Source organism: Micromonospora rifamycinica (assembly GCF_900090265.1).
GTDB classification, from domain to species: Bacteria; Actinomycetota; Actinomycetes; order Mycobacteriales; family Micromonosporaceae; genus Micromonospora; species Micromonospora rifamycinica.
On the sequence record NZ_LT607752.1, the window covers coordinates 247981 to 264034 of the forward strand.

16 protein-coding genes are annotated in these 16054 nt (G+C 73.1%); 12 read left to right on the forward strand and 4 right to left on the reverse strand.

Annotated features, from left to right (window positions below; all coding sequences use genetic code 11):
- The first annotated feature begins 64 nt into the window (after positions 1 to 64).
- From GA0070623_RS00860 to npdG, 8 genes are all read left to right on the forward strand, one after another.
- Positions 65 to 1156 (forward strand): LLM class flavin-dependent oxidoreductase, encoded by a 1092-nt coding sequence (locus tag GA0070623_RS00860; protein WP_067309595.1) that lies wholly within the window; start codon positions 65 to 67, stop codon positions 1154 to 1156.
- Positions 1153 to 2154, forward strand: coding sequence for an LLM class flavin-dependent oxidoreductase (locus tag GA0070623_RS00865; protein WP_067309592.1), 1002 nt, complete (start codon positions 1153 to 1155; stop codon positions 2152 to 2154). The genes GA0070623_RS00860 and GA0070623_RS00865 overlap by 4 nt, the downstream gene beginning before the upstream one ends.
- Positions 2151 to 3890, forward strand: coding sequence for a class I adenylate-forming enzyme family protein (locus GA0070623_RS00870; RefSeq protein ID WP_067309589.1), 1740 nt, complete (start codon positions 2151 to 2153; stop codon positions 3888 to 3890). Before GA0070623_RS00865 ends, GA0070623_RS00870 begins: the two co-directional genes overlap by 4 nt.
- Positions 3887 to 4879 (forward strand): LLM class flavin-dependent oxidoreductase, encoded by a 993-nt coding sequence (locus GA0070623_RS00875; RefSeq protein WP_084261358.1) that lies wholly within the window; start codon positions 3887 to 3889, stop codon positions 4877 to 4879. The genes GA0070623_RS00870 and GA0070623_RS00875 overlap by 4 nt, the downstream gene beginning before the upstream one ends.
- A gap of 15 nt (positions 4880 to 4894) precedes the next feature.
- Positions 4895 to 5866, forward strand: a complete 972-nt coding sequence (locus tag GA0070623_RS00880) for an enoyl-CoA hydratase/isomerase family protein (protein WP_067309583.1) — start codon at positions 4895 to 4897, stop codon at positions 5864 to 5866.
- A 9-nt stretch (positions 5867 to 5875) separates the two neighbouring features.
- Positions 5876 to 6859 (forward strand): LLM class flavin-dependent oxidoreductase, encoded by a 984-nt coding sequence (locus tag GA0070623_RS00885; RefSeq protein WP_067309580.1) that lies wholly within the window; start codon positions 5876 to 5878, stop codon positions 6857 to 6859.
- Positions 6856 to 7191 (forward strand): VOC family protein, encoded by a 336-nt coding sequence (locus tag GA0070623_RS00890; protein ID WP_067309577.1) that lies wholly within the window; start codon positions 6856 to 6858, stop codon positions 7189 to 7191. The genes GA0070623_RS00885 and GA0070623_RS00890 overlap by 4 nt, the downstream gene beginning before the upstream one ends.
- Before the next feature lie 207 nt (positions 7192 to 7398).
- Positions 7399 to 8055 (forward strand): NADPH-dependent F420 reductase, encoded by a 657-nt coding sequence (gene npdG / locus GA0070623_RS00895; RefSeq protein ID WP_067309342.1) that lies wholly within the window; start codon positions 7399 to 7401, stop codon positions 8053 to 8055.
- 183 nt (positions 8056 to 8238) lie between these two features.
- Here npdG and GA0070623_RS00900 read toward each other — a convergent pair whose 3' ends face one another.
- The 3 genes from GA0070623_RS00900 to GA0070623_RS00910 form a co-directional block, all read right to left on the reverse strand.
- Entirely contained in the window at positions 8239 to 8895 is a 657-nt protein-coding gene (locus tag GA0070623_RS00900) for an HNH endonuclease family protein (RefSeq protein WP_067309339.1), read from the reverse strand.
- Positions 8896 to 8997: 102 nt separating this feature from the next.
- Complete coding sequence (gene sigJ / locus GA0070623_RS00905; protein ID WP_084261352.1) at positions 8998 to 9909, reverse strand: RNA polymerase sigma factor SigJ; 912 nt, start codon at positions 9907 to 9909, stop codon at positions 8998 to 9000.
- Between the two features lie 65 nt (positions 9910 to 9974).
- Positions 9975 to 10718 carry an SDR family oxidoreductase gene (locus GA0070623_RS00910; protein WP_067309336.1) on the reverse strand — a complete coding sequence of 248 codons (744 nt, stop codon included), beginning with the start codon at positions 10716 to 10718 and terminating at the stop codon, positions 9975 to 9977.
- A 315-nt stretch (positions 10719 to 11033) separates the two neighbouring features.
- Here GA0070623_RS00910 and GA0070623_RS00915 point away from each other — a divergent pair, with 315 nt between their 5' ends.
- Both GA0070623_RS00915 and GA0070623_RS00920 read left to right on the forward strand, forming a co-directional pair.
- Positions 11034 to 11807: a dienelactone hydrolase family protein gene (locus tag GA0070623_RS00915; protein ID WP_067309333.1), complete on the forward strand. Its 774-nt coding sequence runs from the start codon at positions 11034 to 11036 to the stop codon at positions 11805 to 11807.
- Positions 11808 to 11931: 124 nt separating this feature from the next.
- Positions 11932 to 12201: a GlsB/YeaQ/YmgE family stress response membrane protein gene (locus tag GA0070623_RS00920; RefSeq protein ID WP_067309330.1), complete on the forward strand. Its 270-nt coding sequence runs from the start codon at positions 11932 to 11934 to the stop codon at positions 12199 to 12201.
- Between the two features lie 175 nt (positions 12202 to 12376).
- Here the strand turns inward: GA0070623_RS00920 and GA0070623_RS00925 are convergent, their stop codons facing one another.
- Positions 12377 to 13621, reverse strand: a complete 1245-nt coding sequence (locus tag GA0070623_RS00925; protein ID WP_067309327.1) for a helix-turn-helix domain-containing protein — start codon at positions 13619 to 13621, stop codon at positions 12377 to 12379.
- A gap of 83 nt (positions 13622 to 13704) precedes the next feature.
- Between GA0070623_RS00925 and GA0070623_RS00930 the strand changes: the two genes are divergently transcribed.
- Entirely contained in the window at positions 13705 to 14796 is a 1092-nt protein-coding gene (locus tag GA0070623_RS00930; protein ID WP_067309324.1) for a ferredoxin reductase, read from the forward strand.
- 14 nt (positions 14797 to 14810) lie between these two features.
- A complete protein-coding gene (locus GA0070623_RS00935) occupies positions 14811 to 15956 on the forward strand; it encodes a fatty acid desaturase family protein (protein WP_067309321.1) in 1146 nt (381 codons plus the stop codon).
- Positions 15957 to 16054: the final 98 nt, after the last annotated feature.

Here is a 16054-nt window from a genome sequence, read left to right on the forward strand (position 1 = left end):
GTCTTGCCGGGCAGCAACCCGGGCAGTAACATACCGGCTGGTCGGAATAAATGAGGAGAAGGCCGTGAAGTTCGGAATCATGAACCTGTTCCCGGTGGCCGACGGCGCATCGGACCACCAGGTGCTCCGGGAGAGCCTCGACGAGATCCAGCTGGCCGACGAGCTGGGCTTCGACTCGATCTGGCTCGCCGAGCACCACTTCTCGACGTACGGCATCCTCGGCAGCCCGGTGAACTTCGGCATGGCCGTCGCCGAACGCACCCGGCAGATCACCATCGGTACCGCCGTCCTGGTGCTGCCGCTGCACCACCCGCTGCGGCTGGCCGAGGACATCGCCGCCCTCGACGTGCTCAGCGGCGGGCGGGTCTCGATCGGCGTCGGACGCGGCTACCAGCCCGCCGAGTTCGCCGGCTTCGGCGTCCCGCTGGCGGAGTCCAAGCAGCGCTACCAGGAGACGCTGGAGATCCTCCGGCTGGCGTTGTCGCAGGAGAACTTCTCCTACCACGGCGAGATCTTCCACTACGACGACGTGACCACCTACCCGAGGCCGTACACCCCCGGCGGGCCGCCCATCCTGCAGGGCACGGTCTCCCCGGAGAGCTTCCGGGAGCGGGGCGCGGCCGGCGAGTCGATCATCACCTCACCCAACTTCACGCCGTTGGGCATCATGCAGAAGAACTTCGACCTCTACCGGCAGGGCATGCGGGAGAACGGCTTCGACATCTCCACCTACGACCTGCCCTTCATGCAGCAGGTCTGGTGCGGCGACGGCGAGGAGGGCCTGCGCGCGGCGGCCCAGGCGGCGATGAACTACTACAAGTCCGTCGGCAAGGTCATCCCCGGCTCGGAGGACGCCATCGCCAAGGAGCGGTCCTACTACGCGGCCGTCGCCAAGAACATCGAACTGCTGACCCTGGAGCAGACGCTCACCCACGGCGGCAACTTCGGCTCCGCCCAGCGGGTCATCGACACCATCGAGATGCTGCGCGAACAGCTCGGCATCAACCACTACATCGGCTGGCTGCGGATCCCGTCGCTGGACCGCAGGGCCGCGCTGCGCTCGATGGAGGAGTTCGCCGACAAGGTCATCCCGCACTTCCGCGCCCAGCAGCGGGCCGCCGACAGCGTGCCCACTCCCGCGGCGGTCGCCGGGTGAAGATCAGCTGCTTCCTGAGCGCCCAGTTCGACCCGTCGGCGTCGGCCACCGAGGGCGTCGACGGCGTACTGGCCCAGGCCGCCGCCGCCGAGGCGGCCGGCTTCCACGCCGTCTACCTCGGCCACCACTACCTGGCCCGGTCGGCGTTCGTCCAGCCGATCCCGCTGGCCGGCTACCTCGCCCACGCCACCTCCCGGGTCCGGATCGGGTTCGGGGTCCTGCTGGCCCCCCTGCTGAACCCGGTCGCGCTCGCCGAGGAGCTGGCCTCGCTCGACGTGCTCTGCGGTGGCCGGCTGACCGTCGGCATCGGTGCCGGCTACCGGCGGCGGGAGACCACCGCGTTCGGCGTCGCCTGGGAGGACCGGCTGCGGCGACTGCGGGAGTACGTGCCGATGCTGCGCTCGCTGTGGAACGGCGAGACGGTCGACGCCGCCGGTAGCTGGGGCGAGGTGCCCGGCGCGTCCCTGGCGCTGCGCCCGGTCCAGCCCGGTGGCCCACCACTGTGGATCGGCGCGTTCGCCGAACCGGCGATCCGCCGCGCCGCCCGGCTGGACGCCCCGTGGCTGATCGGCCCCAAGGGCGATGACGCCGAGCTGGCCCGGCTGCTCGGCATCTACCGGGCCGACCTGGCCGAGCGCGGCTTCGCGCTGGACCGGGAGTACCCGATGAGCCGCGAGGCGTACCTCGGCGACAGCTTCCCGGCGGCCGTCGCGGCCGTCCGCCCGCACCTGGAACGGCAGTACGCCGGCTACAAGTCCTGGGACGACGCGCAGTCGCTCGACCTCGACCGGTACCTGGCCGAGGACTGCCTGGTCGGCTCGGCCGACGAGATCGTCGCCAAGCTGCGCCGCTGGGAGACCGAGCTGGGCATCACCGAGGTCTCGCTGCGCCACCAGTTCGTCGGCGCAGGCCAGGACGAGGCGATGGAGCAGCTCGCCCGCTTCGGCGCGGAGGTCATCCCGAGGCTCGCCGCGACCGCCCCCGGGGTGACCCGATGAGCGCCGGCCGCCCGGTGGACGCGGGCCGCCCGGTGGACGCCGGTGGCCCAGCGGGCGCGGGCAACCTGGCCGGGGTCCTGGAGGGGCGGCGGGCCGACCGGGGCGACCTGCCCGGCCTGTACGGCGAGGACGGCCGGTCCTGGACGTTCGACCAGATCGACCTGCTCGCCGGGGGCGTCGCCGCCGCGCTGCGGGCCGAGGGGATCGGCCCCGGCGACCGGGTCGCCTGCTACCTGACCAACGGTCCCGAGATCGTGTTCCTGCTCTTCGGGGCCTGGAAGATCGGCGCGGTGCCGGTCACCGTCAGCAGCCTCTACAACGCCGCCGAACTGGCCGAGTCGGTGGCGAAGACCGCGCCCCGGCTGCTGCTGGTCGACGACCGCCGCCCGGACGTGGTCGCCGAGTTCCTCGCCGCCCGGCACGCCGCCCGGGGTGACGCCCGGGATGACGACCAGGCCGACGGCGGGGACGGCGCCCGGACCGCCGCCGACGGCACCGGGGCGGGTGACGTCGACGCCGGGCTCCCGGTCCGCTCGGTCGGTGCGCCGCTGGCCGGGGTGCCGGCGCTGCCCTGGCGGCGGGAGGTCCGGGTCGCCGGGGTCGACGTCGCGCCGGAGGCCGAAGCGTGCATCCTGTTCACCGGCGGCACCACCGGGCGGCCGAAGGCGGTCAGCGTCACCCACGGCGGGACGCGGGAGTCGCTGATGCGGCTGGCCCGGGTCACCACCGGCACCGGGGCCGAGGGCAGCGCCGCCCGCGACGCCCGCCCCAACCTCATCGCCCTGCCGCTGTTCCACAGCGGCGGCCAGCACGCGCTGCTGTTCGCGTACTTCGTCGGTCGGCCGGCGGTGGTGTGGGAACGCTTCGGCGTCGACCGGCTCGCCGACCTGATGGGACGGTTCGGGTTCGACAACCTCTTCCTGCTGCCCACCATGGTCTTCGACATCGTGCACGCCGAGCGGGACCTGCCGTTCGCCGGGGTCAGGTCGGTGCTGGTGGCCGGGCAGGCGATCTCCTGGCCGGTGCGGCGGGCGTTCGAGGAGCGCTACCGGGTGCCCATCCTGGTCAACTACGGCTCGACCGAGGCCGGACACATCGCCGGCTGGACAGGTCGGGACATGAAGGCCGGGCGGTGGAAGCCGGGCTCCGCCGGCCGGGTCTACCCGGGCGTCGAGCTGGAGATCCGCGACGACGCCGGCACCGCGCTGCCGTCCGGCGCGCAGGGCGAGGTGGTGGTCCGCTCCGCGTTGACCCGGGGGTACGTCGACGACGCCGCGGCGTCGGCCGAGCTGGTCCGGGACGGCTGGGTGCACACCGGCGACATGGGCTACGTCGACGCCGACGGGGTGCTCTTCCTGGTCGGCCGCAAACGCGACATGATCAAGTGCGGTGGTTTCCAGGTCTGGCCCGAGGAGATCGAGGACGCACTGCGCGGACATCCGCTCGTGCAGGACGTCCGGGTGCTCGGCCGGCCGGACGACCGGCTGGGGGAGATCCCGGTGGCGCTGGTGGTCCGGGCGGCCGGGGGCGGGGTCTCCGACACCGACCTGGCCGGGCAGCTCGTGGCGTACGCCCGGGAACGGCTGGCCCACTTCAAGGCCCCCCGGCGGATCGAGTTCGTGCCCGCCCTGGAACGCAGCGCCACCGGCAAGATCAGCCGCGTAGCGGCCCCCCTGCCGGAGGCGGGCGAGATCAGCCGCGTAGCGGCCCTGTCGCAGGGAGGCGAAGGTCGATGAGGTTCGGCATCATGGCGTCGCACCAGTACCCGCCCGGCGACGACCTCGGCAGGCACCTCGACGACCTGTTCGGCACCGTCGAGCTGGCCGCCGAGCTGGGCTACGACTCGGTGTGGACGATCAACCACTTCCAGTCCAACCTGGCCACCCCGCAGCCCATCTCGATGCTGGCGAGCCTGATCCCGCGCTCCGGGGACATGCTGCTCGGCACCGGCATCCTGCTGCTGCCGATGTTCCACCCGGTGCACGTCGCCGAGGAGTTCGCCACCCTGGACCACCTCTCCGGCGGCCGGGTGGTGCTCGGCGTCGGGGCCGGCTACCGGGAGAACGAGTTCGCCGCCTTCGGCGTCGACCCGGAGAGCCGGTTCCGTCGCTTCGACGAGAGCCTGCGCCTGATCCGGGCACTGTGGACCGGTAGGCCGGTGACCCACGACGGGGAGTTCTATCCGCAGGTCGACGCCACCATCGGCATCCCGCCGCTGACCCCCGGCGGCCCGCCGATCTGGATCGGCGCGGGCGGCAGGAAGGCGGTCCGCCGGGCGGCCCGGCTCGGCGACGCCTGGTACGCCCCGGGCAACTCCCCGAGCCGCCGGTTCCTGCCCGAGCACCTGGCCGTCTACAACGAGGCGCTGGCCGAGTACGGCCGGGATCCGGCGACGGTGCAGCGGCCCGTCGGCGTCGAGCTGTACTGCGCGCCGAGCACCGAACAGGCCGTCGCGGAGGCGTTGCCGCACGCCCGGGTCGAGTACTCGACCTACGCCGAGTACCCGGCGCTGCGCTGGCAGCGCGACCGCTTCGACGACCTGGTCCGTAACACCCTGCTGCTTGGCTCGCCCGAGTTCCTCGTCGAGCGGATCTCCGCCCTGCGGGACCTGGGATTCGACCACCTCATCTTCCGTCCCGGGTGGCTCGGCATGCCGACCGACAAGCTCCGCGCCTCGCTGCGGCTGTTCGCCGCCGAGGTGATCCCCGCCTTCCGTACCACCTGACCTAAGGAACCCGCCGTGAAGAAGACCGAAGCCGAACTGCTGGAGAACCAGTGGGACGTCGAGAACATGGAGGTCGACCCCGAGGTCCTGGCGAAGTACGTCCGCTACCACGTCGACGAGGAGCGGGCCGTCGCCACCATCACCTTCGACCGTCCCGAGCGGCTCAACGCCATTCCGGTGGCCGCCTTCGAGCGCGTCGGTGACCTGGTGAAGGAGGCCGAGACCGACGACCGGGTCAAGGTCATCGTGTTCACCGGCGAGGGGGAGCACTTCGGCACCGGCGCGGACGCCGCCGAACTCGGCCACTACATCGGCTACCGGACCGGCACCGACAAGGCGTCCCGGCGTCGACCCGCCCAGCGCCAGCGCATCCTGCCGGACCGCAACGTGCTCAGCTCCGGCTTCACCCGGCCGATCATCGAGTCGCTCAAGGCGACCATCTGTCAGGTACAGGGCTACTGCTACGGCGGGCACTTCCAGATCGCGCTCTCCGCCGACATCGTCATCGCCTCCCCGGACGCCCGGTTCACCCACCCGGCGTTCCGCTACCTCGGCCCCGCCCCGCAGGACATGTACCACTGGATCGAGAAGGTCGGCCTGACCACGATGAAGGACGTCATGCTCACCATGCGGGCGATCGGCGCCGAGGAGGGCGAGCGCAAGGGTCTGGTCACCAAGGTCGTCCCGCGTGACGAACTCCAGAAGTGGGTCGACGACTACGCCGACGCGATCGCGGTGATGCCGCTGGACTCGCTGATGATGGGCAAGTCGATGATGCAGGTGGTGATGGAGGCCCGGGGCAAGGGCCTCGGCGCGATGACCGGCTGGGTCGGGCACGGCTGGGCCACCAACGTCAGCTTCGCCGACGGCGACTGGAACTTCCTCAAGGAGCGCCGGGAGAAGGGCATCGGGCAGGCGCTGGCCGACCGGGACCGGCTCGTCGCACCCTACTTCCGGCTCAGCGACAGCCGGTCGCGGGAAGAGTAGGCGACCGGCGTGAGGTTCGGCATCCTGCTCGACCACCAGTACGCCCCCGGCGACGACCTGGGCCGCCGGATCGGGGAGACCGTCGAGTACGTCCAGCACGTCCGCGACCTGGGCTACGACTCGGTCTTCGGCATCCACCACTACCTGTCGTCGCTGCGCACCCCGCAGCCGCTGCCGCTGTTGAGCCGGCTGATCGACCACTCCGGGACGATGCAGCTCGGCACCGGCATCCTCATCCTGCCGCTGGGCCACCCGGTGCACTGGGCCGAGGAGATCGCCACCATCGACCAGATGTCCGGTGGCCGGTTCGTCCTCGGCATCGGCTCCGGCTACCGGGACGACGAGTTCGCCTCGTTCGGCATCGAACGGCGGACCCGGGTGTCCCGGATGAACGAGGCGCTCGCCGTGATGCAGCGGCTGTGGACCGGGGAGCCGGTGCACCACGAGGGCAAGCACTTCACCCTGGACGGGGTGCGGTGCAGCGTGCTGCCGGTGCAGCGCCCGCATCCGCCGGTCTGGGTGGGCGCCAACGGCCCGACCGGCATCGCCCGGATCGCCCGGCAGGGGTTGCCCTGGCTGGCCCCGTCCAACGTGCGCCGCAACTGGGCCGTCGGCAACCTGGCCGACTACCGCGAGCAGCGGCGGGCCGCCGGCTTCGACGAGCGGGACGCGGTCTTCCCCATCCACCGGGACCTCTGCGTGGCCGACTCCGCCGACGCCGCGTTCGCCGTCGCCGGTGACGCGGTGAGACGCTCCTACGGCGAGTACGTCCAGTACGGCATGGACTTCTTCGAGTCCCAGTGGGACGCCATCAAGGAGAAGGCACTCTTCTTCGGCTCGCCCGACGACATCGCCGCGAAGATCCGGGACTTCGCCGACGCCGGCTTCAATCACTTCGTGTTCCGCGCCCAGTGGCTCGGCCTGCCGATCGAACGGTCCATCGAGATCGTCGAGCGGTTCGCCCGCGAGGTGATGCCGAGGTTCCGCACATGAGGATCGGCCACGTGATCGTCCCCGCCGACGACCTGGACGCCCAGCTCGCCTTCTACACCTCGCTCGGGCTCACCGTGCGGTTCCGCGACGGCGACCGCTACGCCGCCGTCACCGACGGCACGGTGACCCTGGGCCTCGCCGACGCCTCCCAGCAACCCGTCGCCGGCCGCACCGTGCTCAGCATCCAGGTCGACGATCTGGACTCCTGCGTCGCCCGCCTGGTCGCCGCCGGTGCCACCGCCACCGACCCGGTGACCGGCCCCCACGAACGCCGCGTCCTGGTCACCGACCCCGCCGGCAACCCCCTCACCCTCTACCAACCCCACCCCTGACCCCCACCCCCCACCCCCACCCCCCACCCCCCCACCCCGCCTGCTCCCCACCCCACCCCGCCCCGTCCGCCCCCGGTGATCAAGAGGTTTGCGCCACTTTGAAGATCAATCCTGGCGTTTTCCTCTTGATCACCGGGGCGATTCCGGGGGCGAGGGGGCGGGGGAGGGGGAGGGGAGAGGTGGGGGCGAGATGAGAAGGAGACTGATGTGAGTGAAGGGCTGCGGGGCCGGACGGTCGGCGTGCTCGGGGGGACGGGGCCGCAGGGGCGGGGCCTCGCCCGGCGCTTCGGCGCGGCCGGGTTGGACGTCGTGCTGGGGTCGCGGGACGCCGGGCGGGCGCGGGAGACGGCCGCCGGGCTGCCCGGTCGGGTCCGGGGCGGCTCGAACGCCGAGGCCGCCGCCGAGGGCGACATCGTGCTGGTCGCCGTGCCCTGGGCCGGGCACGCCGAGCTGCTCACCGCGCTCGCCCCGGTGCTGGCCGGGAAGATCGTGGTCGACTGTGTGAACCCGCTCGGCTTCGACCAGCAGGGCGCCTACGCCCTGGCCGTCGAGGAGGGCTCCGCCGCCCAGCAGGCCGCCGCGATCCTGACCGGTGCCCGGGTGGTGGCCGCGTTCCACCATGTCTCCGCCGTACTCCTGGAGGACCCGGAGCTGCCGGCGGTCGACACCGACGTGCTGGTGCTCGGCGACGACCGCGAGGCCACCGACGTGGTCCGGGAACTCGCCGCCACGATCCCGGGCGTCCGGGGTGTCTACGGCGGACGGCTGCGCAACGCGCACCAGGTGGAGGCGTTCACCGCCAACCTCATCTCGGTCAACCGCCGCTACCGGGCGCACGCGGGCCTGCGGATCACCGACGTGTGACCGACCCGAGGAGCGGACGGCGGGGTGCCGCCCGGCACCGGCCCGGCACTCCCGGCGAGTACGCCCCGCCCGTGCCCGGGGTCGCCCCGCCGCCCTGCCTGTCGTCGCCCCGCCGCCCCGCCCGTCTCCGCCCCGCCCGGCGTCGCCGCCGCCCCGCCCGTCTCCGCCCCGCCGACCCGCCCCTCAGTAGGCGTAGGTGACCGAGACGGTGATGTTCGGGCAGCCGCCGGTCAGGCCGGTCAGGGCGCTCTTCTCGGCGTTGTCGACGGTGAGCCGCCAGCGGATCTTGGTGGCGACCCACTCGGTGACGTACCGGCACCGGGCGGCGGCGTACGGCGGCAGCCAGCCGGCCGGGTCCTGGTCGCCCTTGGCCTGGTTGACGTTGTCGGTGACGGCGGCCAGGGCGCGGCTGTCGCCGAGATCGTTGGCGTACGCCTGGCGGCGGCTGGTGCTCCAGGTGCGCGCCCCGGAGTCCCACGCCTCGGCGAGCGGCACCATGTGGTCGATGTCGAGGTCCCCGGTGGCGGTCCAGGAGGCGTCGTCGTAGTAGGAGTACCAGCGTCCGCCGGTCAGCGTGCAGGTGCCGGTGACGGTGGGCGCGCTGACCGCCTCGGCGAGCAGCACCTCGTTGCGGGTGGTGCAGCCGTCGCCGTCGGCGTCGATCCAGTGCGGGAAGAGGTCCCGGCTGTAGCCGGTGCGGTTCTCGGCGGCGACGGCGAGGCCGGCCACGGCGGTGGTCAGCGGGGCGGAGTAGCCGGCGGCCTCGGCGGGGTGGGCGGGGCCGGTGGTGGCGAGGGCCGTGACGAGGATGGTCGTGGCGGCGCGCAGGCGTCGGTTCATGGTGCTCCGTCCGGGTGAGATGCGGACTCCTCCGACATGTATAGATGCAAGTCGAAGTTCTGGTCCAGTGCGGGTTCCGTGAACGGTGGACGACATCGCCGGTCAGCGCCGGGCCGGCAGCCGACCCAGCTTGTCCGGGTTGACCACCAGCAGCAGCCGTTCGACCCCGCGTACCGAGGTGTCCAGCGTGATCAGGGTGACCGGCCGGTCGGTGGCGACCAGCAGCCCCGGGCCGCCGTTGACCTCGGCCAGTTCGATCGTCGTCCCCCGCCAGTACTTGCGCCGCACGTTGTCCAGGAAGTTCGTCACCCGGGCCACCCCGCACACGTCCCGGCGGGCCGCGTGCACCCGGCCGCCACCGTCGGCGCGGGCCACCACGTCGGCGGTGAGCAGCCGTTCCAGCGTGGCCAGGTCGCCGTCACGGGCCGCACCGAGGAACGCCTGGGCCACCTGCCGTCGCCGGGCCGGCGGGGCGGGCGCGGCCCCCTCGACGGTGAGGTGCCGCCGTGCCCGGCTGGCCAGCTGCCGGGCGTTCGGCTCCGAGGTGCCGAGCAGCTCGGCGATCTCCCGGTACGGGTAGTCGAACGCCTCGTGCAGCACGTAGGCGGCCCGTTCGGCGGGGGCCAGCCGCTCCAACAGCAGCAGCACCGCGACGTCCAGCGCCGCCGCCCGTTCCGCGCCGAGGGTCGGATCGGCGCTGGTGTCCACCGGTTCGGGCAGCCACGGCCCCACGTACGTCTCCCGGGTGGCCCGCGCCGAGGTGGCCGCGTTCACCGCCAGCCGGGTGGTCGTGGTGGTCAGGAAGGCCGCCGGGTTGCGCACGACGCTCCGGTCGGTGCCCTGCCAGCGCAACCAGGCCTCCTGCACCACGTCCTCGGCCTCCACGACGCTGCCCAGCATCCGGTACGCCAGCCCGAACAGCCGGGGCCGGACGTCGAGGAAGGCGGCCAGGTCCGCCGCCGTGACGGCCGGTGGCCCGTCGTCGGCGGCGGCGGTCCCGTGCCCTGCCGTCACACGCCCACCGTAGGCGGTGCGCCGGGCGGACCCGGCCTCGCCCGACGCCGGCGCCGCGCGCAGGGTCAGCGCCCGCGCCACTCGGCCAGCCGGGTGCCACCGGTACGGGCGGCGTCGCCGAGCGGAACCAGCGACTGCTCCGCCAACAGCGCCCCGAAGTAGCGGCCCTGCGGGTCGGTGACCACCGGCCGACCGTCCCCGGCGGCGGCCAGCGTCTCCCGGCCCAGCTCGTCCAGGCGGAACCGCTGCGGACCGGCCAGCTCCACGATCCCGTCCACCGGTGCGCCGACGGCGATCCCGGCCAGCGCCGCCACCACGTCGTCGGCGGCGATGGGCTGGATCAGCGCCGGTGGCAGGCGTACCTCGTCGCCCACCACGGCCGCCTCGACGATGGCCGGCACGAACTCGAAGAACTGGGTGGCCCGGACCACCGTCCACGGGATGTCCGCCCCGGCGATCAGCGACTCCTGCGCCACCTTGGCCCGCATGTACCCGCTGTCCGGGATGCGGTCGACGCCGACGATCGACAGCGCGACGTGGTGCCGTACGCAGGCCTTCGCCTCCGCCGCGAGCAGGGTACGGGTGGAGGTCTCGAAGAACCTCAGCACGGCCGTCTCCTCGAACGACGGTGAGTTCGACACGTCCACCACGACGTCGGCGCCGTCGAGCGCCTCGGCCACCCCCGCGCCGGTGAGCGTGTCGACGCCGGTGCGCGGTGAGGCCGGCACCGCCCGGTGCCCCTGCCGGTCGAGCAGCGCCACCAGCCTGCTGCCGATGAGTCCGCTGCCCCCGATGACGACGATCTTCATGGTCGGTCCACTCTCCCTGTCCGTTCCTGGCGGTCGCGCCGCCCCGCACCACTGACGACCGACCGGCACCCCGATCCGTGACAGCCGGCTCCCCGCGGCCGTCCGGATACGGCGGGCCGTACCGCGACCGTCCGGCCGTGGGTGGCCGACCGCCCCACCGGCCGGCCGTCGGATACGGGGCGGTCCGCCCCACCGTCCGGCCGTCCGGATACGGCGGTCTGCTGCGCCGGACGCCGGGCGACGGTCCACCGGGGGCTGCGGCACCGGGTAGCGTTCCCGCGACGGGCGCGCCGGCACCCGGGGTGAGGAGACACCATGGCGGAGCCGACGACGGTGCAGGTGCCGACCAGTGACGGCGCGGCCGACGCGTACCTGGCCCGGCCGGACGGCGACGGGCCGTTCCCGGCGGTGCTGTTCTTCATGGACGCCTTCGGACTGCGTCCCCGGCTCGCCGAGATGGCCGGGCGGATCGCCGCGCACGGCTACCTGGTGCTGGTGCCGAACCTCTTCCACCGGACCGGCCCGATGCCGCGGTTCGACCTCGCCGAACTGGCCGACCCGCAGCGGCGCGGCGAGCTGTTCGGGCGGATCGTGCCGCTGATCAGCGCGCTCACCCCGGAGCTGGTGGCCCGGGACACCGGGGCCTACCTGGACTATCTCGCCGCCCGTGCCGACGTCACACCCGGCCCGGTGGGGATCGTGGGCTACTGCATGGGTGGCACCAACGCGCTGCGCGCGATCGAGGCGCACCCGGACCGGATCGGGGCGCTGGCCAGCTTCCACGCCGGCCGGGTGGTCACCGACGGGCCGGACAGCCCGCACCGGGGCGTCGGCACGGTCACCGGCGAGCTGTACTTCGCCCACGCCGACCGGGACGAGTCGATGACCGGTGAGCACATCGCGGCGCTGGAGGGGGCGCTCGACGCCGCCGGGGTCAGGTACCGCTCCGAGGTGTACGCCGGCGCACCGCACGGCTTCACGATGGCCGACACCGCGATGTACGACGAGCAGGCCACCGAGCGGCACTGGACGGCCCTGTTCGACCTGCTGGACCGGACCGTCGGGGGAGCGGACCGGCGTCCCGGATGACGGTCGGCACGCGGCTGCATGACAGTCGCGTGACATTTGGCCCGCAGCGTCCCTTCCGCGTTTCACCGGCCGCCCGGCGCGGGCACAAGCCAGGGCGACAGCGACTCGTGGAGGGACGACAGACGTGGAAGTACAGGGCTTCTTCACCGCCATCATCATCGGTCTGGTCATCGGTGCGCTGGGCCGGTTGGTGGTGCCGGGCAAGCAGAAGATCTCCATCCTGCTCACCCTGGCCATCGGCGTGGTGGCCGCGATCCTCGGCACCCTGGTGGCCGCGCTGCTCGGCGTCGACGAGACCGCCGGCATCGACTGGATCGAGCTGTTCATCCAGGTGGCCTTCGCGGCCGTCGGTGTCGCCCTCGTCGCCGGCACGTACGGCCGCCGCCGGCACTGACCCGCCGGCACTGACGTGACCCCTCGCGCCGGCCCGCCCTCTCCCCGGGGCGGGCCGGCGCGGCCGTTCCCCGGGGCACCGGCCGCGGACCCGGGGCACCGCTGCGCTGTACGGAGCCGGTCGTCGACCGGTCAGTGCCCGCCGGAGCCGGTCGTCGACCGGTCGGCGGGGCCGGTCAGCGGTCGGTGGGCTCGTCGTCCGTGGTGCCCGGGGGCGGGAAGGCCAGCGCGACGGTCAGGTCGAGCACCGTGGCGGGCTCGTGCAGCCGGTCGCCGTACAGCTCGCGCAGCCGGCCCATCCGGTAGCGGACCGTCTGCGGGTGCACGAAGAGGTCGGCGGCGACGTCGTCGCGGCGGCCCTGGTGCAGCAGCCAGGAGCGCATCGTCTCGGCCAACCGGGCGGCGGTCGCCGGGGCCAGGGTGGCCAGCGGGGCGAGCACCTGGGTACGCAGGTCGGCCAGGGCCTCCGGGTCGGTGTGCAGCACCAGCCGGGCCAGGTGCTGCTCGGTGTCCAGCGGGGGGCCGTCCGCCGGTGGCGGCACCCCGAGGGCGAGCGTCCTCAACACCCGCTGGTACGACCGGTCGACCGCGACCCAGGGGCGGGCCGGCCCGAGGACCGCGCGGTGGCCGTGCAGCACGGTGGCGAGCTGCCGGCGTCGCCCCCCGTGCATGTCCGGCACGAGCAGCAGGGCCGCCTCCTCGGCCCACTGCGCCCCGGGCAGGTCCTCGCCGCTCTCCAGGGTGTGCGGACTGAGGGCGGCGAGCACCGAGCGCAGGCTGCTGCGGGGCAGCACCGCGACGGTCAGGGTCTGCGGCGGGGGCCACTCGGCCCGCTCGGCGCTGCGCCGCAGCACCTCCTCCGGTTCACCGGCGAGCAGCTGCTGGGTGAGCCGGTCCAGGTCCCGCCGTCGGGCCCGGCCGACGTTGGCCAGCTCGTCGGAGTGCCCGGCGACGCTGGCGGCGGAGAGTTCGTCGATGTAGGCGAACATCAGCTCGGCGAACTCGGCTACCGTCTCGGCGGAGAGCCCGCTGCGTACCGTGGTGGTGGAGACCTCCCGCCAGGCCACCCGCGCCCCCACCCGGTACGCGGCCAGCAGCGCGTCCATGCTCCGGCCCACCCGCGCCTCCCCGGCACCCAGCGCGTACGCCGCCTCCAGCGCCCGGCTCAGCGGGGTGCTCGGGTCGGCCGCCCCGGCCCGTTCGATGAGCTGGAGGAAGGTGCCCAACGCGATGCGTACCGCGTTCTCGATCTTTTCGCGCATCTGGCCGGTGAGGGTGCCGGAGTAGGCGGGCACCTCGGCGGTGATGGTGGTGACGGTGTGCGCGGCGACCATCGGCAGCCGACCGCGTAACCGCTCGGCCACCTGGGCGTCGAGTTCCAGCCGGCCGCCCAGGTGGCTGGCGGCTTCCGATTCGGACATGTTGTTCCCCCCGAACAAGATAACGCCTCCGATTCACCCTCCTGGGTCAAGATGTTATGCGAAAGAGCGAGCACTCTGGGGTCATGACCACCACCGTCCCGCGTCCCCCGGCGAAGACCTCCGTCCGGGACCGGCTGCTCCGGCTGGCCGAGACGGTCACCACCCCGCTGCTGCCGGAGGACTACCTCGACCTGGTCGCGCCGCTGCGCGCCGGGGCCGCCCTGCGGGGGCGGATCGTCGCCGTCGACCCGGAGACCCGGGACGCGGCCACCCTGACCCTCCGGCCCGGCCGGGCCTGGCGGGGGCACACCCCGGGCCAGTACGTCCGCCTCGGCGTCGACGTCGACGGGGTACGGCAGTGGCGGGCCTACTCGGTGACCTCCGCCCCCGACCGCGCCGACGGCCTGATCAGCGTCACCGTCAAGGCCATCCCGGACGGCCGGGTCAGCAACCACCTGGTCCACCGGACCCGGGTGGGCACCATCGTCCAGCTCGACCAGGCGACCGGTGACTTCGTGCTGCCCGACCCGGTCCCGGACCGGGTGCTGTTCCTCACCGCCGGCAGCGGCGTCACCCCGGTGATGGGCATGCTGCGCGCCGGTGTGCACACCCGGGCCGACGTGGTCGTGGTGCACTCCGCACCGACCCCCGACGACGTCGTGTTCGGCGCCCGGCTGCGGGCGCTCGCCGCGCAGGGCGGGATCCGGCTGATCGAACGGCACACCGACCGGCACGGCCTGCTCGGGGTCGACGACCTGGCGACCCTGGTGCCCGACCACCTCGACCGGCAGACCTGGGCGTGCGGCCCGGTCGGCATGCTCGACGCGGTTCAGGAGCACTGGGCGGCGGCCGGCGTCGCCGACCGGCTGCACACCGAGCGGTTCCGGCCGACTGTCGTCGCCCCCGGTGAGGGCGGCGTCGTCACCTTCACCCGGGCCGGTATCACCCTCGCCGCCGACGGCGGCACCCCGATCCTCGATGCCGGGGAGGCCGCCGGGGCGCTGATGCCGTCCGGCTGCCGGATGGGCATCTGCTACGGGTGCGTCCTGCCGCTGCGCCAGGGAGCCGTGCGGGACCTGCGCACCGGCGACGTCACCACCGCCGTTCCCGGTGACGGCGTGCTCATCCAGACCTGCGTGTCGGCGGCGGCCGGTACCTGCGACATCGATCTCTGACCAGGAGGCCGGACGTGACCGTCATCCAGCACAAGCCCGTCAACCCGATCGCCCACCTGAGCGCCGAGGACATCGAGACGCTCGGCAAGGAGCTCGACGCCATCCGGGACCGGGTGCTCGCCGAGCGGGGCGAGAGCGACGCGACGTACATCCGCAAGGTGATCAAAACCCAGCGGACGCTGGAGATGGGCAGCCGCGCGGTGCTGCTCTTCTCGCTCTTCCCGCCGGCCTGGGTGATCGGCACCGCCGGCCTCACGGTGGCCAAGATCCTGGAGAACATGGAGATCGGCCACAACATCCTGCACGGCCAGTACGACTTCATGCGGGATCCGAAGATCCACTCCACCACCTGGGAGTGGGACCACGTCTCGCCGGCTGAGCAGTGGAAGCACTCGCACAACCAGCTGCACCACACCTACACCAACGTCCTCGGCAAGGACAACGACCTCGGGTACGGCATCATGCGGGTCGACGAGGACCAGAAGTGGTACCCGCTGCACCTCGGTCAGCCGCTGTGGAACTTCGTCAACGCCTGCTTCTTCGAGTACGGCATCGCCGCGTACGACCTGGAGCTGGGCCGTAACCTGCGCAAGGGGCGGCACAGGACCCCCGAGTTCCGGGCCCGGCTGCGCGCGGTCGGCCGCAAGATCCGCCGCCAGGTGCTCAAGGACTACGTCATCCACCCGCTGTTGTCCGGTCCGTCCTTTCTCAGCACCCTGGCCGCCACCTTCACCGCGAACCTGCTCCGCAACCTGTGGAGCCACTCGGTGATCATGTGCGGGCACTTCCCCAACGGGGTCGAGACGTTCGCCAAGACGTCGATCGAGGGGGAGACCCGGGGCGAGTGGTACCTGCGGCAGATGCTCGGCTCGGCCAACATCAGCGGCAGCCGGCTGATGCACATCATGACCGGCAACCTGTCCTTCCAGATCGAGCACCACCTCTTCCCCGACCTGCCCAGCAAGCGCTACCAGGAGATCGCCCCGCAGGTGCGGGAGCTGTTCGACAGGTACGGGCTGAGGTACACCACCGGTCCGCTGCCCAAGCAGGTCGCCTCCGCGTGGTGGAAGGTGATCCGGCTCTCCCTGCCCAACCGGGAGGCCGCCGGGCCGGCCACCGACGAGCGGCCGTCGCGCGCCCTCGCGGCCTCCGGGGTCTGACCCCGCAGGACCGGGGCGGCGGCAGCCGCCCACCCGACGGCCCGCGACCGGGCAACCCGGCGGCCCGTGACCGCCCACCCGACGGCCCGCGACCGGGC